The 17,531-nt window shown below is 69.7% G+C and carries 18 protein-coding genes; 9 read left to right on the forward strand and 9 right to left on the reverse strand.

Annotated elements, in window-relative coordinates; genetic code table 11:
- The 3 genes from B1L11_RS14570 to tatA all read right to left on the reverse strand — a co-directional run.
- Positions 1–536, reverse strand: a 536-nt coding sequence (locus tag B1L11_RS14570; protein WP_143737268.1) for an MFS transporter, incomplete at its 3' end; no start/stop codon positions are given.
- Between the two features lie 173 nt (positions 537–709).
- Positions 710–1,234 carry a hypothetical protein gene (locus B1L11_RS14575; RefSeq protein WP_079314978.1) on the reverse strand — a complete coding sequence of 175 codons (525 nt, stop codon included), beginning with the start codon at positions 1,232–1,234 and terminating at the stop codon, positions 710–712.
- 96 nt (positions 1,235–1,330) lie between these two features.
- Positions 1,331–1,618, reverse strand: a complete 288-nt coding sequence (gene tatA, locus B1L11_RS14580) for a Sec-independent protein translocase subunit TatA (RefSeq protein ID WP_079314979.1) — start codon at positions 1,616–1,618, stop codon at positions 1,331–1,333.
- 385 nt (positions 1,619–2,003) lie between these two features.
- On the opposite strand from tatA, the gene B1L11_RS14585 reads away from it, so the two are divergent.
- Complete coding sequence (locus tag B1L11_RS14585) at positions 2,004–2,786, forward strand: DUF72 domain-containing protein (protein WP_256862544.1); 783 nt, start codon at positions 2,004–2,006, stop codon at positions 2,784–2,786.
- A 97-nt stretch (positions 2,787–2,883) separates the two neighbouring features.
- A complete protein-coding gene (locus B1L11_RS14590) occupies positions 2,884–3,771 on the forward strand; it encodes a class I SAM-dependent methyltransferase (RefSeq protein ID WP_079314980.1) in 888 nt (295 codons plus the stop codon).
- A gap of 55 nt (positions 3,772–3,826) precedes the next feature.
- Here B1L11_RS14590 and B1L11_RS14595 read toward each other — a convergent pair whose 3' ends face one another.
- Entirely contained in the window at positions 3,827–5,647 is a 1,821-nt protein-coding gene (locus tag B1L11_RS14595; RefSeq protein WP_079314981.1) for an RICIN domain-containing protein, read from the reverse strand.
- A 368-nt stretch (positions 5,648–6,015) separates the two neighbouring features.
- The gene (locus B1L11_RS14600) at positions 6,016–6,522 is read right to left on the reverse strand and encodes a hypothetical protein (protein ID WP_218671125.1); all 507 of its coding nucleotides are present in this window, start codon (positions 6,520–6,522) and stop codon (positions 6,016–6,018) included.
- Between B1L11_RS14600 and B1L11_RS14605 the strand changes: the two genes are divergently transcribed.
- Positions 6,503–7,069 carry a TetR/AcrR family transcriptional regulator gene (locus B1L11_RS14605; protein ID WP_079314982.1) on the forward strand — a complete coding sequence of 189 codons (567 nt, stop codon included), beginning with the start codon at positions 6,503–6,505 and terminating at the stop codon, positions 7,067–7,069. The genes B1L11_RS14600 and B1L11_RS14605 overlap by 20 nt on opposite strands.
- 465 nt (positions 7,070–7,534) lie before the next feature.
- A complete protein-coding gene (locus B1L11_RS14610; protein WP_079314983.1) occupies positions 7,535–9,262 on the forward strand; it encodes a cellulose binding domain-containing protein in 1,728 nt (575 codons plus the stop codon).
- Between the two features lie 169 nt (positions 9,263–9,431).
- On the opposite strand, the gene B1L11_RS14615 is transcribed toward B1L11_RS14610, so the two are convergent.
- Positions 9,432–9,611: a hypothetical protein gene (locus tag B1L11_RS14615; protein ID WP_079314984.1), complete on the reverse strand. Its 180-nt coding sequence runs from the start codon at positions 9,609–9,611 to the stop codon at positions 9,432–9,434.
- An 80-nt stretch (positions 9,612–9,691) separates the two neighbouring features.
- Here B1L11_RS14615 and B1L11_RS14620 point away from each other — a divergent pair, with 80 nt between their 5' ends.
- Positions 9,692–10,159, forward strand: a complete 468-nt coding sequence (locus tag B1L11_RS14620; protein ID WP_079314985.1) for a MarR family winged helix-turn-helix transcriptional regulator — start codon at positions 9,692–9,694, stop codon at positions 10,157–10,159.
- A gap of 17 nt (positions 10,160–10,176) precedes the next feature.
- On the opposite strand, the gene B1L11_RS14625 is transcribed toward B1L11_RS14620, so the two are convergent.
- Positions 10,177–10,707: an ATP-binding protein gene (locus tag B1L11_RS14625; protein ID WP_079314986.1), complete on the reverse strand. Its 531-nt coding sequence runs from the start codon at positions 10,705–10,707 to the stop codon at positions 10,177–10,179.
- 127 nt (positions 10,708–10,834) lie between these two features.
- A complete protein-coding gene (locus B1L11_RS14630; protein ID WP_079314987.1) occupies positions 10,835–12,100 on the reverse strand; it encodes a Gfo/Idh/MocA family protein in 1,266 nt (421 codons plus the stop codon).
- Positions 12,101–12,173: 73 nt separating this feature from the next.
- On the opposite strand from B1L11_RS14630, the gene B1L11_RS14635 reads away from it, so the two are divergent.
- The 4 genes from B1L11_RS14635 (at position 12,174) to B1L11_RS14650 (ending at position 16,431) form a co-directional block, all read left to right on the forward strand.
- Positions 12,174–13,301: an ROK family transcriptional regulator gene (locus B1L11_RS14635; RefSeq protein ID WP_079314988.1), complete on the forward strand. Its 1,128-nt coding sequence runs from the start codon at positions 12,174–12,176 to the stop codon at positions 13,299–13,301.
- 89 nt (positions 13,302–13,390) lie between these two features.
- A complete protein-coding gene (locus B1L11_RS14640) occupies positions 13,391–14,659 on the forward strand; it encodes a sugar ABC transporter substrate-binding protein (protein WP_079314989.1) in 1,269 nt (422 codons plus the stop codon).
- Between the two features lies 1 nt (position 14,660).
- Positions 14,661–15,608, forward strand: a complete 948-nt coding sequence (locus tag B1L11_RS14645; RefSeq protein ID WP_079314990.1) for a carbohydrate ABC transporter permease — start codon at positions 14,661–14,663, stop codon at positions 15,606–15,608.
- Complete coding sequence (locus tag B1L11_RS14650) at positions 15,601–16,431, forward strand: carbohydrate ABC transporter permease (RefSeq protein ID WP_079314991.1); 831 nt, start codon at positions 15,601–15,603, stop codon at positions 16,429–16,431. Before B1L11_RS14645 ends, B1L11_RS14650 begins: the two co-directional genes overlap by 8 nt.
- Positions 16,432–16,634: 203 nt before the next feature.
- Here B1L11_RS14650 and B1L11_RS14655 read toward each other — a convergent pair whose 3' ends face one another.
- On the reverse strand, positions 16,635–17,513 hold the full coding sequence (locus B1L11_RS14655; protein ID WP_079314992.1) for a polysaccharide deacetylase: 879 nt from the start codon (positions 17,511–17,513) through the stop codon (positions 16,635–16,637).
- Positions 17,514–17,531: the final 18 nt, after the last annotated feature.

The following is a 17,531-nucleotide window of genomic DNA, read 5'->3' on the forward strand; positions in this document are numbered from 1 at the left end:
AGGACCAACGCCGCGACGGGCACGCCGACGGCAAGACCGACCACCAGCCGAGCGCGCCGGTCAGCAGCCCGCCCAGCAGGACCCCCGGCCGCGCCGCCCGCCGCCGAGACCGAACCCCCACACGCCGAGCGCCCGGCCGCGTGCGGCGCCGGCGGGATACAGCGCGAGCAGGACGCCAGCGCGGCCGGGGAGAGCACCGCGGCCCCGACGCCCTGCACGGCCCGCGCCGCGATCAGCGCCCCGGCGCCGGGGGAGAGCGCGGCCCCGGCCGAGCCGGCCGTGAACAGGGCCAGTCCCGCGGCGAGGGCGCGCCGCCCGCCGTACAGGTCGGCGAGCCTGCCGCCCGCGGGCAGCAGCGCCCCGAAGGCGATCAGGTACGCGTTGACCACCCACGACAACCCGGCGGGCGACAGGCTCAGGTCGTCGCCGATGGCGGGCAGCGCCACGTTGACGATCGAGGTGTTCAGCACCACCAGGAACTGCGACGACGCCAGCAGCGCGAGCGAGACACCGCGGGCGCGGACCGACACGGGCATGACACCTCGTTCCGTTGGTTAGAAGCTATAACTGGAGTATGTTCTCCTAACCTGAGAGGCGTCAAGTCGAGGCCGTCCGCCTGCGCGGCAGGTCCGTGCACGAAAAAGGCCGGACCTCCGCGAAACGGGAAGTCCGGCCCTGTGCCGAGAGGTGCCGGGTGACCGGCGGTTCTTCAGGGGGTGTAGATCTCCTGGACCTTGACGATCTTGCCGCGATAGACGGTGATGAGCGCCGGATGATGGACGTTCTTCATCCGGGAGATCAGCTCGCTCCGGGAGCACCGCTTCGATCCCAGACCGCCGTTCGTCGCCGTCACCGTGGTGCCCTTGCACCCGATGGCGCTGTAGAACACGACGTTCTTCGCCACAGGGGAGGCGTAGGCCGTGACGTCACCCTCGGGCGGGCCCTCGAAGTGCCCCTCCGTGTGGCCGGTCTTGTCCTTCACCCACCTGATCGGCTCGTATTCCGCCACCCCGGACCGGTAGTGCGTGACCCAGCCCCGCAGGATGCCGTCGTGCCGCGGCGAGATGTGCTTGGTGAAGTCGTGGTGGGGGTCGCTCTGGAACGACGTGCCGTACGCCTTGGGCGCGGCGAACTTCGGCATGGTCGCGGCGCCGGCCGGGAGCGCCGCGGCGGAGAGCAACGCGGCGGCCGCGGCGGCGGGGAGGACGACGCGGAGCGAGGTCGTGAACTTCATGTCCTGTTGGAGTACGGGCCCCGCGGAAAGGTTCACGCGGCCGGGAGCGAATCCCTGCCCGGGTCACCCTCGCTCCAGTCGGCCGGGGGGGATGCGTCAGCGGACCTCGGGCTCGTCCCGCCGCGCGCCGTCCGCCGCGGCCCTGAGCCGGGCGTTCTCCTCTTCGAGCGCCCGCAGCCGCTCCTCGACGTCCGGTGAGGCCGGTGCCGTACGGGCCCGGGCGGCCGGGGCGTCGTCCTCGTCGCCGAGCTTGCCGGTCTCCCTCTTGAGGATCCGCAGCGACTGCCCGACGGCCTTCGCGGTGTCCGGCAGCCTCTTCGCGCCGAAGAGCAGCACGAGAACCACGAACACGATCATCCAGTGAACGGGGCTGAGCGAACCCATGGCGGGGTTCTCCTCCGGTCGTCGTTTTGCCTGCTCACAGGCTATGTCATGGGTGCGCGGCCCGGCGTGCGGCGTCCGGTCGGACGACGCGCCCCAGCGCGAGCCGGACGCCGATGTGGCGTGGGCGGCCGGCGTCGCCCGCGTCGTGCCGGGCAGTGGAGATCACCACCGGAATGCGGCGGACAGGCGAAACGCGAAGGGAGGAAGCGCGGAACACCCGCCTGCTGACGCAGTGGGTCCCCCGTGTGACTGTGATGGGCAAGATCTTGGTCGGTACGGCCTCCTGGACGGACAAGTCGCTGCTCGCCTCGGGCTGGTATCCGCCCGAGCGTCCACACCCGAGGCCAGGCTCGGCCACTACGCGAACCGGTTCCCCCTGGTCGAAGTGGACGCCACCTACTACAACCCGCCGGCCCGGCGTACGGCCGAGCTGTGGCGTGACCGTACGCCGAAGGACTTCACCTTCAACGTGAAGGCGTTCTCCCTGCTCACCGGGCACCAGACCCGGCCGGCCGCGCTCTACAGGGACCTGCGGGCCGTGCTGGGGGAGCCGAAGCGCACGCTCTACCGGCGCGACCTCCCACCGGAGGTCGTCGAGGAGGTGTGGCGCCGGTTCCTCGGCGCGCTGGAGCCGTTGCACGAGTCGGGGAAACTCGGCGCGGTGCTGTTCCAGTTCCCGCAGTGGTTCCCGCCAGGCGGTGCGAACCGCCGCTACATCCTCGAATGCCGCGACCGCTGCCTGCCGATGCGCGTGTGCGTCGAGTTCCGCAACGCGGCCTGGATGGACGAGGCCACCCGGGGGGACACCCTCGACTTCCTGCGTGCCAACGACGTGCCGTACGTCGGGGTGGACATGCCGCAGGGGCATCCCTCATCGGTCCCGCCGGTGCTCGCGGCCACATCCGACCTCGCCGTCGTCCGCCTGCACGGCCACTCGGAGAAGTGGACGAGCCGCGTCATCGAGGAGCGGTTCGGCTACCTCTACTCGGAGGAGGAGCTTCGGCACTGGGCCGGCCGGATAGCGGACCTCGCCGCCCGTACGGCGACCACGCACGTGCTGACCAACAACTGCTGCGCCGACAACTCCCAGCGCAACGCCGCACGCCTGGCCGATCTGCTCGAAGAGCGGGGCGCCGACGTCGTCCGGCCGTCCGCCGGGGCGCCCTGAGACACCCGTGGTGCCCGGTGACCTGCCCGGACGGCGCAGCGGATGCGGCGCTTATTTCGATGGCACCGGGGCGACGCATGTCGTTAGTGTCGATCCGGTGATCTACGAGCACCCTCTGGCGTACCTGCTCGGTCTCGAGGGCGTCGCCTTGTTGCGTTCCTTCACCGGCCGGTTCGACCGCGGTTTCGTGGACTCGCGGATCGCGGAGATCCGCAGGCTGCTCGACGACGAGGCACTGGCGGAGGCGGCCGTGGAGGTCGCGCGCGTGGACACGACGGAGGGCTACCGCATCTGGTCCGGCTCCTATGACGGCCCGAACGGCCTGTTCGACATCGACGAGCCCATCATCGGCGCGATCGTCGGCACCCTGTCCCCGGGCGTCGCCCTGGACGCCGCCTGCGGAACCGGCCGGGTCGCGGCGTTGCTGGCCGAACGGGATCACCGGGTGCTGGGCGTGGACAGCTCGCCCGACATGCTGGCACACGCGCGTGCCCGGGCACCGCTCGGCCGGTTCCTGCTCGGGGATCTGCATGACCTGCCGGTGCCGGACGACGCCGTGGACCTGGTGGTGTGCTCTCTGGCGCTGACCCATGTCCCCGCGCTGCGGCCGGCGATGACCGAGTTCGCCAGAGTCCTGCGTCCGGGCGGGCACCTGATCATTTCCGACATGCACCCCGAAGGGGTCCGGCGAGGCTTCGTCCCGCCCGTACGGCGAGCGGACGGCGGGCCGGGACGGATCTCCACTCATCAGCACTCGATAGGCGATTACCTGCGCGCCGCGCTGTCGGCCGGATTGCAGGTGCGACGCTGCGAGGAACCCAAGGCGGAGCGTCGCCGGCCGAGCGGGGCACCGTCCACGGCGGAGGCGGTGGGCGTCTGGGAGCTCTGGCCCTGGTGCCTAGCCGACCTGGTGCCCGAGGCGGCGGAAGCCGCCAACGGCGACGTGCCGACGATGGTCGTCTGGCACTTCCAGCTTCCCGGGTGACCCTGACAGGGCCCGATGCGGGCCGCCCGGGCGTTCGGGCGGCCCGCGAGGAGCGTCAGGCGGGGTTCAGATACCAGATCTGGTCACCGGCGACGATGCCGAGGCTGCCGTCGGTGTTGCCGGTGATCGTCTGCTGCTCCAGGGTGGTGCCGCTGCCCTGCGGGCTGTCGAGCACCTTCCCGCTGAAGCGGTTGACCAGGTAGAACGTGCCGTCGGCGACCCGCCGCAACGTCCATTGCTGGCTGGTCGCGGTGCCGCAGGTCGCCTGCCTGATCTGCACGCCGTTCGCGGTGCCGGCCGAGACCAGGTCCAGGCACTTGGCGCTGTTGACGTTCACCAGGTTCCAGTACGACCCGGTGGCCTGCAGCCGCCACTGCTGGCTGGTCGCCCCCGACGGCGGGTTGTGGGTGACCAGCGTGCCGGAGGCGGTCGAGCCGCCGACCGGCTCGGCGTTGTCGCGGCTGCCCAGACCCTGCAGGTAGTAGACGCTGTTGTTGACCGGGGCGATGCCGGTGACCTGGTTGAACACCCACTGCTGGTTGGTGGCGCCGGTGTAGGTCTGCTGGGTGACCGGCGAGGGGTACGAGCCGCTCGCGGTCAGCGCCAGGCCCGACAGCCAGTCGAAGATGGCGTACGTGTTGGTGCCGACCGGCAGGTAGGCGAAGCGCATGCCGTCCTGGCCGTTGCAGATGTACTGCAGCAGCGTCGTGCCGGGGGTGGTGCCGCTGTAGGAGCTGTCGGCGCACAGGCGGCTGCCGACGTTGATGAACTGCAGTCCGGTCGTGTAGCCCATGAGCCACTTCTGGCTGGGAGTGTCGACGCGGGCGCGCTGGCTCAGCTCGGTCAGCGCCCCGGTGGACGCGCCGATGGGCTCGAGCGCCCCTCCCGTGGCCACGTTGGTGACGACGTAGGTGTTGCCGACCTTGAGATGGGGATCGCTGTCGGCCGTGCTCCCGGCGATGAGGTAGGCGCTGTTGGCGGTGTTCCAGTGCGTGGCCAGGTAGCTGCCGGCGGCCGGGGCCGCGTTGTAGTAGTCGTCCCGGTTGCAGTCGGGCAGGCGGTAGTCGTTCCACTGGAGACAGTTCCACGACGGCGTGCCGCCGTAGCACATGAGGTCCCACTGGTCCAGGCAGTGCCAGCTGCCGTCGGAGTGCGCGGCGCTCATCTGTACGGCGCCGAAGGTGTGCCCGAGTTCGTGGGCGATGGCGTTGGCGCCGAAACAGCCGGGGATGGCGTCCACGCGGGCGTAGGCCAGGCCGTTGTTGAGATTGGCGGCCCCGGTCGTCAGGTCGTCACCCTTGATCTCGCCCATGCCGCAGATCACGGTGGCCTCGGTGAGCATGAGGTAGTGCCGGTCCGTGCTGGTGTAGCCGAGGGCCTTCACGGCGTTGACGCCCGAGTCGAAGTCCGTCAGCGAACCGGCCGGGACCACGAGGTTGCGCACGACGGGAGCGCAGCCGCCTGCCACCGACGTGGTCGCGTAGCGGATGTGCCGGCTGCGGCTGGAGGTCGCCGCGGCGTCGTTGAACTGGTCGTCCGCGTCGGCCAGCCAGGCCCGGATCATGGGCAGCAGCTGCGTGTAGCGGTCGGGCATCGACGGCTCGCGTACGTACAGCACCTCCACACGCTTCCCGCTGGTGCCGTCGCCGTCGCAGGCCACCAGCTGCGGGGCCGACTGTGCCTCGGCCGCCGAGGCGGACGCGAGCGCGGCCGGGCCGGCCCGATGGCCGATCTTGGCGCCGGGGAACACGTCTGACGCGACGCGGGAGGGGCCGTCGTCCGGCGGCGCGGCGGCCGACACCCGCGAAGGTAAGACGATCAGGACGGCCGCGAGCGCCCACATTGCCGCCAGGGAGAGGGTTCGCCTGAGCTGCATTCCGATGAACTCCCATCGGTACGGATACGCCCTCTTGGGGGCGGGTTCACCGAAATGATCACATCGGCCAGGCGGACTTTTCGATCTTTGTAAGATATCTCTCAAAAGATTGACAGACACAGTCAATTCATCAACTGGTATTTCGGTTACACCGTTTTCGGTGATTCGCGAAGGCGAGGGGAGGCGAGAGGTGTCGACCCCGCGAACTGACACGGTTCAAAAATCAGACACGACTCAAGAGCTGGACAGGCTCCGCACCGCCAGGAAAAACGAGAAGTGTACGCGCGAAACCCCGGCCGTCCTGTGCCGAATCTTCGTGTCCGGGATCGGCGTTCTGCTGCTCCTCGACGGGCCCTGCATGCGCCGTTTCAGCCGCCCAGCTCGACCGCACGGCGTACGTCGCCGGCGTAGGCCTCCGGCTGTTCCCAGGCTGCGAAATGGCCCCCAGCGCGGTGTTCCACATAATCGCAAACGTTCAGGAACGCCTCGGCGTAGCTTCGCGGTTCCGGTTTGGTGTCGCGCGGAAACACGGAGAGTACGGTCGGCGTGTCGATCCGGTCAGGGAGGGCGACCGGTTCGACATAGGTGGCGAAAGAGGTGCCGATCGTGCCGGTGACCCAGTAGGCGGTGACCCAGGTGAGAAGCTCGTCCGTGGTGAAGGCCGGCCCGTCGGACCAGGACTCCAGTTTCTCGACGATCCAGGCCGCGAGGCCGGCGGGTGAGTCGCCGAGGGCGACCGCGAGCGTGTTCGGCCGCGTCGACTGCTCCGCGATGTACCCGCCCTCGGCCCGGAACCACTGCGCCGACCGGCCGAGGTAGGCCGCCGCGTCGGGCGCGAGCTTGGCCGGGTCCGCCGTGAGCGCACGCTCGCGCAACGCGGCCGCGACCAGGCAGCGGATCCTGGAGCACGCGCAACGCCAGTTCGCCCAGCACGGGTACGCGGCGACCACGGTCAAAGGCGTGGCCGACGCGGCCGGCGTGTCGCCCAACCTGATCACGCGCTATTTCGGCGGCAAGGACGGCCTCTTCCTGGCGGCGACCCGGGTGGAGATCCCGGTCTCCGCCTCCTTCGACGGCGACCGTTCCGCCCTGGGTTCGCGCCTCGCGGCGAGCATCGTCCAGCGCTGGTTCGGTGCACCCGGGGAGGATCCGCTGCTCGTGCTGCAACGCGCGTCCGGCGAACGCCCGGAGGCTGCGGAGGCGCTGGCCGCCTTCCTCGACACGAACTCGCTGGAGCCGCTGCACCGCTACCTGCGCGACACCGGCCTGGACGATGCGGACGCCCGCAGCCGAGCGGCGGCGATCGACGCCTTCGTGCTCGGCGTCTCGACCCGCCGCCGGGTCCTGCGTTCCGAACTCGGCGACCCCGCTGATCTCCAGGCCTGGCTGAGCGCCACCATCCAACGCCTCGCCGACGGGTGATGCGCGACGGCGATCCAGTCATCCGCACCCGCCCGGCCAAAGCGATCCCGGCATGGCTCGAGAGCCGTGCTGCGACCGCCCGGTGGCTGTCGGTGAGCCGCGGCGGCTGGTCGCCGGCTGAGGCCGGGCTGTCCTGAAAGTTTCGTTGCTTTTTCGGAAAAACCTGTGCGGCAGTGGCGGTCGTTCTGTCGTGAACAGCGCTGTCGTCATGCGCTCCCGATGCGGCGGATATCCCCTGCAATTTGGGTCTTGCGGTCGCCGCAATTTTTCGGTGAAGCTTCGAAAACATTCGCCTCCCGCTCGATCTGCGGATCTCTCCGGACCTGGGACAGGTCCGGGACCTCAGGAGGAAGGACGCACTGCCTTGAAAGGTCTCAAGGTCTCGGCGGCAACACTGGCGAGCCCGGTGCAGGCCGGGCCCGCACTCTCCATCCATGCCGGTCGGCCCTCCGGCGGAGGCGCCCGATGATCGGCAACGTCACTTCCCGCGGCAGGGGCCGCACCCCGGGCGGCAGCCGCGCGCTCGTCATCGGTGCCGTCGCGGTGCTTTCGCTGGGTCTCGCGGTGTTCGAGATCCCCGGTGCGAACGCCGGTGTCGGCGCGCTCGTGGGGACCGGAACGGTGCAGGCGGCCGCCGCCGGCGTCGAGGACGAGGGCGCCGACTGCGCGGTGTCCGATCCGGGAACTCTGACGGCCAACTCCAGGCTTCCCGATCCCTTCAAGAAGATCAACGGTCAGCGCATCACCGCCAAGTCGGAGTGGCGGTGCCGCCGCGAAGAGATCAAGAAACTGGCCGAACGGTATGTCTACGGCGAGAAGCACGGCAAGCCGGCCGGCGTCACCGGGACGGTTTCGAGAACCGGCATCACGGTCAACGTGTCGGACGGCGGCAGGAGCGCCTCCTTCTCGGCGAGCGTGGACCTGCCGAGTGGCACCGGGCCGTTCCCGGCCGTCATCGTCTACGGAGGGTTCGGCGCAGACACGGCCACCATCAAGGCGAGCGGCGCCGCCGTCATCAGCTACGACCCCTATATGGTCGGCAAGGAGGGCACGGCCCGCAACAACAAGCAGGGTGCCTACTACAGCATCTACGGCTCTTCGAGCAGCACCGGGCTGCTCGCCGCCTGGGCCTGGGGCGTGAGCCGCATCATCGACGTCATCGAACAGTCGGGCGGCGGCATCCTCAAGGCGGACGCGACCGGCGTCACGGGATGCTCGCGGTTCGGCAAGGGCGCCTTCACGGCCGGAGTGTTCGATCAGCGCATCGCCCTGACCATGCCGATCGAGTCGGGCAGCGCCGGTGTTCCCATCTTCCGCGGTATCGCCCAGGAGTCCGGTGCGCAGCCGCTGAGCAGCGCCTACTCCGAGCAGCCGTGGCTGGGAGACGCGTTCGGCTCCTTCACCGGCAACCCCGGTCAGCTGCCGGTGGACACCCACGAGATGGTGGGGATGATCGCCCCGCGTGGGCTGTTCATCATGGAGAACCCGCACGTCGACTGGCTGGGCGCCCAGTCGGGCAGTGTGGCCGCGCTGGCCGGGGCCGAGATCTACAAGGCGCTCGGCGCGGGAGACAACATCAGCTACTGGTCCGACGTACAGGACGGCACCCACTGCGCCACCCGGTCCGAATGGCGCACCCCTCTGCAGCAGAACATCCAGAAGTTCCTGCTGAAGACGGGCAACGCCCCCGCCGTGTTCCGGATCTCGTCCAAGAAGTCCGGCAACCTGTCGCAGTGGAGAGACTGGACGACCCCGGTCCTGACCGACTCCAGCCCGTCTCCCAGCCCGAGCCCGAGCCGCTCGCCCAGCCCCAGCCCGTCACCCAGCCCCAGCTCTTCGCCCAGTGCCAGTCCGTCACCCAGCGTGAGCCCGAGCCCCTCGCCGTCCGGCGGGGTGTCCGGAGCGTGTTCGGCGACGTTCCGGGTGGTCAACTCCTGGTCCGGCGGCTGGCAGGGTGAGGTCACGGTGCGCGCGGGGAACTCCGCCGTCAACGGCTGGACCGTGAACTGGACCTGGCCCGGTTCGCAGACCATCACCCAGATCTGGGGAGGCGTACGCTCGGGCTCCGGTGCGAACGTGACGGTGCGCAACGAGGCGTGGAACGGCTCGCTCGCGGCCAACGCGACCACGACCTTCGGCTTCATCGCCGGAGGGTCCTCGGCCACCCCGGCGGCCACCTGCACCAGCCCGTGACCCCCCTGGTCACGAGCTTGTCACGAGCGATCGAACCCCGATGATCGAGGCCCGCGGCGGCCGCGCCGCGGGCCCTCGGCATGTCCGCGCCGCGCACGACGTTCACGATCCCCGCCCGGGATCGTCCCCGCGTCGCGTGCGCTGTGCCGGGGGTGGGGCGCCGCCTCGATCACTGGCCGAAGAGCATGACGAGGCCGACGATGACGAAGTGGATGAGCACCGCGAACACCAGCACACTGGCGAAGATCCACTTGGCGGGGCCGTGCTCGAAGTGCTTGCTCTCCTTCATCGGCGGGCGCTTGGCGACGCGGTCGGCGATGCGCTCTTCGAGACTCTTCCTACGGGCCATGACACTTCCTGTGTTCTCGGTGCTGCTTAGTGCACTAACAGTTAGTGTACTAATCCAGTAGCATGGTGGCGGAGGTGCGTATGAGTGACATTGGCGACATCGCCGACCCGCTGGCGTTGGAGAACCAGGTCTGCTTCGCCCTGGCGGTCGCCTCACGATCGGTCATCGGCCTCTATCGGCCCCTGCTCGAACCGATGGGTCTGACCCACCCGCAATATCTGGTGATGCTGGCCCTGTGGCAGTACGCGCCACTGTCGGTCAAGGACCTCAGCCGGCTGCTGCAGTTGGAGCCGGCCACGCTGTCGCCGCTGCTCAAGCGCCTCGAAGCCGCCGGCCTCGTCGAGCGCCGCCGCGCCAGCGACAACGAGCGTTCCCTGGCGATCGTGCTGACCGGCGAGGGACGCGCACTGCGTCAGCAGGCCGAGAAGGTCCCGGTGGCGATCGTCGAGCGGCTGGGGATGGAGCTGACCGAACTGCAGAGTCTGCACCAGGCGCTGACCCGGGTGATCGCCGCCGCCAACGGCGTCCACCCCGCCGGACAGCGATAGAACCCGCACCTCCGGGTTCATTCCTGCGGTATGACCCGCTCTCCTTCACCCACGGGCTCCTCGAATCCCGCCAGGTACGACCGCAGGAGATCCTCGGACACCGTGACGCGGTTCGGCCCGTGCAGAGTATTGCGCGCCGCGAGCCGCCGGCGCAGGGTCTCCGGGTTCGCTTTCAGGTAGACGAGCTCCCACCGATAGCCGTGACTCTCGATCAGGGACTTGTACCGGTCGCGTGTCGCGCGCCGCCAGAAGCTGTAGTCCAGCACCACCCGTCGGCCTGCCCGCATCAGGCGCACAAGCTCCTGCCGTAAGGCCTCCTCGGCGTGGGCCTGATGGTCGGCGTACTCCTCCGGGTCGAGATGGCCGCCGTCGCGCCCGAGCCGGGCCCAGACGACCTCGTCGACGGACAGCCGGACGTAGCCGCGCCGCTCCAGCTCCTGCGCGTAGGTCGTCTTGCCCGAACCCGCGATGCCGCACATCATCACGACGTGCCGCTCCGCCTCGTCGCGAAGCGGAGGTGATCCAGGGTCACCAGGAATGCCGGCCATGTCCCGACCGTACGTCGCCGGGCTGGCGGGACTCTCACCCGCCGCCCTCTCGTACGACGTCCTCTATGCGTGCTGTCAGCCGCCCTGGTCAGAAGCCACGCACCCGAATCCAGTGCGGCGGGGGATCTCACAAGGTGACGACCTTGCCGGTGAGACGGGCCTGTTCCGCGGCCCACACCACGCGGTGGGTCATCAGGCTCTCGTCCGCGTCCGACCGCAGCAGGCCGGCGTCGCCCGAGGCCACGGCGGCGAGGAAGGCGTCCGTGAGACCCTCGTCGCCGCCCCCGTGTCCGTCGGCCGCCGAGGGGCCCTGCGCCTCGGACGTCGTCTCGTCGGCGCCTACGACGATCGTCTCCTCGGCGCCGGTGCGGAAGTCGACCACGCGTACGGTGTGGCCGTCGCCCTCGATGTAGCCGTGCGTCCCGGACAACCGCGTACGCCGGTGCTCCATGGGAGTGAACGCGCTCATCGTGAACGAGCACGTCGCGCCGTCGTCGAACTCCATCAGGACCTCCTGGTGATCGACGACGTCGTTGTCGCACGCGTACACGCACCGCCCGTACGGCCCCGTACGCAGGGCTGCCAGCACGTCCGCCTCGGTGCGCCCTGGCGTGACGGCCGACAGCGGCCAGAACTCGCTCGACGGATCGCCGAGGCATCCCAGGTAGAGCCGCGGCGCCGAGTAGGGACACGACGGCTCGATCGGGCAGTCGAGGCACCTGTCGGCGGCCCCGGCGGGCCGGTCCTCCTGGCGGAAGTGCGAAAGGGAGCCGAACGACGAGACGCGGGCGGGCGGGCGGCCGAAGAGGTGGACGAGCCAGTCGATGTCGTGGCACGCCTTGGTCAGCAGCATCGGCGCGGAGGTGTCCTGCCGCCGCCAGTGCCCGCGGACGAACGAGTGCGCCTGATGCCACCACCCCACGGGCTCCAGGTGCTGCACGTTGACGAGCCGGCCGATCCGCCCGTCCTCCATCAGTCCGCGCACCGCCCGCGTGTACGACGTGTATCGCAGCACGTGGCAGACCGCGAGCATGATGCCGTTGCGCCTGGCCGCGTCGGCGATCCTGGTCGCCTCCTGCTCGCTCGTGGACATCGGCTTCTCCAGGAGAATGTGGTAACCGAGGTCCGCCAGCGCCACCGCCGGTTCGGTGTGCAACCGGTCGTGCGTGGCGATGACCACCGCGTCGGCGACCCGGCCACCCGCCGCCAGGTCCTTCCAGTCGGCGTGCGTGCGATCCGGCGCGATCCCGAACTCCTCGACGAAGACGGCACGCCGGAGGGGATCGGGATCGGCCACGGCCACCACGCGGCCGGCGCCCGTGTGGTGCGCGCGGCGCGCGTAGGTCAGCCCTCGCAGGCCTCCGCCGACGACGGCTAGAGTCACCTCAGTCATGGAACCTTCCCCGAATCAATATCATGGAGAGCATCATTATTCGTCCCGGGATAGTCGACGGCAAGGGGGCTCGATGACTGGGGAGCCGAGCGGGGGTGACCTCTCACGGCTCAGGCAGCTCAACTCGCTTGCCGTGATCAAGGCGCTGCAGGGCGGGACGTCGCTCACGCTCACCGAGGTGGCCAAGCGCACCGGGCTGTCGCGGGCCTCCACCGAGGACGTGGTCCGCGAGCTGCTGCAGATGGGCTGGGTCACCGAGGCCGATCCCACCGCGGGCGGCGTGGGGCGCCCGGCCAGGCGCTACCGGTTCAGGGCGGAGGCGGGGCGGGTGCTCGGCATCGACATCGGCGGGCACAACGTCCGCGCCGTCGTCGCCGACCTGGACGGCGTCGTGCGGAGCGCCGCCCGCGTCCCCGTCACTCCCGAGATGGGCCGGGCCGAGCGCCTGGAGGCGGTCGACCGCGCGGCGACCGAGTGCCTGGAGGCGGCGGGTCTGACCGGCGGCGACGTGTGGGCCTCGGGCGTCGGCACCACCGGCCTGGTGGACGGCGTCGGCAGGGTGGTGCTCTCCGAGGCGCTGCCCGAGTGGACCGGGGTCGACCTGGCCGCCCACGTGCGCCGTCTCGCCCCCGGCCCGGTGCTGGTCGAGAACGACAGCAGGCTCGCCGCGCTCGCGGAGTGCTGGCGCGGCGTGGCCCGCTACGCCAAGGACATGGTGTTCCTGCTGGCCGGCCTGCGTACGGGCGCCGGCCTGGTCATCGACGGCAAGCTGCACAAGGGGTTCGCCAACGCCTCGGGCGAGATCGGCGCGCTGCCGGTGCTCGGCTGGATCCGCGCGCAGGAGCATCTGAGCGCCGCCAGCGGCGAGGCCGGCGACGTGTTCGCCGCGGCCAGGGCCGGCGACAGGGCCGCGGCCACGGCCGTGCGCCGCTACGTCAGGGACCTCGCACTCGGCACGTCCGCGCTGGTCCTGGCGCTGGACCCGCAGATGGTCGTGGTCGGCGGCGGCTTCTCGCGCTCGGCCGACGTGCTCATCGAGCCGCTCAGGCGCGAGCTCGACCGCTGGTGCATCCGGACCCCAGAGGTGCGCATGTCGGCGCTCGGCGAGGAGGGCGTGGTGCTCGGCGCCGTACGGCTGGCCCTCGACGACGTCGAGGACCGCGTGCTCGACGGCCGCACCCCGCTCGTCAGCCACCCATGAGCTCGTGAGCCATCTGTAACACAGCCACCCTTGAACAAAATTTCACAGGACTCCATCATTACTCCCACGTTCTAGGAGAGGACCGGGAGATGTGGAAGTCGGCACGACGCGGCGCTGCGCTGCTCTGTGCTCCACTGCTTGGCGCGGCGCTGCTCGCCTCCGCGTGCGGGGGCGGTGAGCAGGCCGGCTCCGGCGCGCAGTCGCAGGAGAAGGTGACGCTGTCCTACGCGGTCTGGGACGCCACCCAGCAGAGCGCGATGCAGGAACTGGCGGCGGAGTTCACCAGAACGCATCCGAACATCGCCATCGACGTCCAGCTCACGCCGTGGGCCGACTACTGGACGAAGCTCAAGGCCGCGGCGAGCGGCGGGGCGGCGCCCGACGTGTTCTGGATGAACGGGCCCAACTTCCAGCTCTACGCCTCCAACGGCGTGATCAAGCCGATCGAGGAGCAGGTCGACACGTCGGTCTATCCCAAGGCGCTGGTCGACCTCTACACCTACGACGGCAAGCTGTACGGCCTGCCGAAGGACATGGACACGGTCGGCGTCTGGTACAACAAGACGCTCTTCGACGCCGCCAAGGTGAAATACCCGGCCGACGACTGGACCTGGGCCGACTTCAAGAAGACGGCCGCCGAGCTCACCGACCCGGACAAGGGCGTCTACGCCGTCGGGGCCGAGCTCACGAGTTTTCAGGAATACCAGTACAACACCATCTACCAGGCCGGCGGCTACGTGATCTCGCCGGACGGCAGGAAGTCGGGCTACGACGATCCCAAGACCATCGAGGGCCTGAAGTTCTGGACCGACCTGCTCGCCGCCAAGCAGTCGCCCGACCTGAAGACCATGACCGACACCGCCCCGCTCCAGCTCTTCGAGGCCGGCAAGCTGGCCATGTACTGGGGCGGCTCCTGGGACGTGGCCGAGTTCACCAAGAACGACTACACCAAGGACAAGGTGGACGTCGCCCCGCTGCCGAAGGGTGAGAAGCAGGCCACGATCATCCACGGCGTCGCCAACGTGATGTCGGCCAAGACCGAGCACCCGGCCGAGGCGTGGGAGTTCGTCAAGTTCCTCGGCTCCAAGCCGGCCGCCGACATCCTCGGCAGGAAGGGCCCGATCCCGGCCTACACCGGCACCCAGGGCGCCTGGGTGAGCGCGCATCCCGAGCTGAAGCTGCAGGTCTTCCTCGACGCCGTCGCGTACGCGGTGCCGTACCCCGTCTCGAAGAACACCGCCGCCTGGCAGGAGGCGGAGCTCACCAACCTCACCAAGGCGTGGACCGGTGAGGTGCCGATCGAGAAGGCGGCCGCGGACCTGGCGGCCGGGATGAACGACCTGCTGGCCAAGGAGTGACGTGACCACCACCGCCGGATCGCGGGCCGTACCGTCGGCCCGCGCGGAGAAGGCGCGGCGGCCCCGCGCCGAGGCGCTGTGGGGGTACGCGTTCATCGCCCCCACCGGCCTCGGCCTGGCGATCTTCTACCTGTGGCCCGTCCTGCAGACCGCCTACTTCTCCTTCACGGAGTGGGGGGCGTTCGGCGGGCACACCTGGACGGGGCTCGACAACTACACCCGGCTCCTCGGCGACCCCGAGGGGGGGCGGGCGCTGCTCAACACGCTCACGTACACCGCCCTCGGCCTGGTCGGGATCCCGCTCGCGATCGTGTTCGCGGCGCTGCTCAACCGGCCGGGGCTGAGGGGCGTGAGCGTGTACCGCACCGCGTTCTTCCTGCCCGTGGTCACCATGCCGGTTGCGGTCGCGATGCTGTGGCGCTGGCTCTACAACGGCGACTACGGCCTGGTCAACCAGGTGCTCGCGACGGTCGGCATCGACGGGCCCAACTGGATCGCCGACCCGGCCACGGCCATGTACGCGCTGGTCGTCGTGGGCGTCTGGAGCAGCATCGGCTACAACCTGATCATCTTCCTGGCCGGCATGCAGGCCATCCCGAAGGAGCTGTACGAGGCGGCCTCCCTCGACGGGGCAGGGCGCGTCCGGCAGTTCTTCTCGATCACGCTGCCGATGCTGTCGCCGACCGCGTTCTTCGTCTCGATCGTCTCGGTGATCGGCTCGCTGCAACTGTTCGACCTCGTCTTCGTGATGACCGGGTCGGGCCAGTCGGCGCGGGCCAATCCGGCGTACGGGCGGCTCCAGACCGTGGTGCAGCTCTTCTACGAGCGGGCCTTCGTCACCAACGACCGCGGCTACGCGGCCGCCATCGTGATCGCGCTGCTCGTGCTCATCGCGGGGCTGACGATCCTGCAGTTCCGGCTCCAGCGAAGGTGGGTGCACTATGTCTGACCACCGCATGTCCGACCGCCGGGCCTTCGGCGTGCATGCTGTGCTCGTCGCGGCGTCGCTGGCGATGGTGGCCCCGTTCGTGTGGCAGGTCGTCACCTCGCTCAAGACGCTCAGCGACGCCACCCGGGTGCCGCCGACGTTCCTGCCGGAGGGCCGCTGGGACAACTACGCCAAGGTCTTCGACCTGCTGCCGTTCGGCGAGCAGTTCGTCAACACGGTCGTCATGGCGGCCGGGCGGGTCGTCGGGCAGGTGCTGTTCTGCTCGATGGCGGCCTACGCCTTCGCCCGGCTGCGCTTCCCCGGCAGGAACGTGCTGTTCGGGGTGTTCCTGTCGGTCCTCATGGTGCCGCCGCAGCTCTTCGTGATCCCGCAGTATCAGATCATGTCCTCGCTCGGGTGGCTCAACAGCCTCCAGGCGATCATCGTGCCCGGCCTGTTCAGCGCGTTCGGGGTGTTCCTGCTGCGGCAGTTCTTCCTCGGGCTGCCGCGCGAGCTGGAGGAGGCGGCCCGGCTCGACGGCGCCGGCCCGGTCCGGATCTACTGGTCGATCATGTTGCCGCTGGCCAGGCCTGGACTGGTGGCGCTGTCCGTGCTCGTGCTCCTGTGGGCGTGGAACGACCTGTTCTGGCCGCTGGTGGTCAACACCGACCCGGAGAAGATGACGCTGTCGGCGGGGCTGGCCTCGCTGCAGGGCCAGTATCAGACCGACTACCCGGTCCTCATGGCCGGCTCCCTGATCGCCTCGCTTCCCGTGATCGCCGTCTTCGTGTTCCTGCAACGACAGTTCATCCAGGGGATCGCGCACACCGGCAGCAAAGGCTGACCCACGGCTCCGGCCGCGCGCTCTCCGCTCACTGCGCTCACACCCCGCTCACACCGGGACGGGGGGACCCGCACCCCCGTGCAGACGGCGCCGGCGAAGCGGGTGACGGCCCATCGGCGCCGGTGCCCGGACACGAGGGGCCCGGCCCAGTCGGCGAGCGGGCGCACATCCGAACACTCCCCTCCTGCTCGAGACCGGGGCGGTTACGCCCGGGGGCGGCGGGCGGTGAAGTCGTCCGCGATGGCGTCGAACGTGGACCACCGGACGCCCTCGTGCTTGTTGATGTGCTCGATGAGGCGCTCCAGCATGAGCAGGACCTGCGGGCGCCCCGAGACGTCCGGGTGGATCGTCATGGTGAAGACGGCGTACTCCGACTCGCGGTAGACCCAGTCGAACTGGTCGCGCCACATCTCCTCGATGTCGCGAGGGTTGACGAAGCCGTGGCTGTTCGGGCTGGTCTTGATGAACATCATCGGAGGCAGGTCGTCGAGGTACCAGCTCGCCGGGATCTCGACGAGGTCGGTCTCCTGCCCGCGCACGAGCGGCTTCATCCACTCGCGGGCGTCCTTGTCGTAGTCGATCTTCGACCAGGTGTCGCCGACGCGCACGTAGTACGGCTCGAAGTCGCGGTGCATGAGCGAGTGGTCGTACTTGATGCCGCGTTCGAGCAGCAACTCGTTGGTGACCGGCGAGAACTCCCACCACGGCGCGACGTACCCCGTGGGGCGCCGGCCGGTGCGCGTCTCGATGAGGTCGATGCAGTGGTCGAGGATGGTGGACTCCTGCTCGCGGCTCATCGCGATCGGGTTCTCGTGGCTGTAGCCGTGCACGCCGATCTCGTGCCCGGCGGCCACGACCTGCTCGAACTGCTCGGGAAAGGTCTCGATGGAGTGACCCGGCCAGAACCAGGTCGACGGCAGGTCGTACTTCTTCAGCAGGGCGTTGAGCCGCGGCACGCCCACCTCGCCGGCGAACAGGCCGCGCGAGATGTCGTCCGGGGAGTCCTCACCACCGTAGGAGCCGAGCCAGCCGCCGACCGCGTCGACGTCGATCCCGAACGCTACGAAGATTTCCTTGGCCACAGCGCATCCTCTTTTCCT

It is taken from the genome of Microbispora sp. GKU 823 (genome assembly GCF_002027145.1).
Classification (GTDB): domain Bacteria; phylum Actinomycetota; class Actinomycetes; order Streptosporangiales; family Streptosporangiaceae; genus Microbispora; species Microbispora siamensis.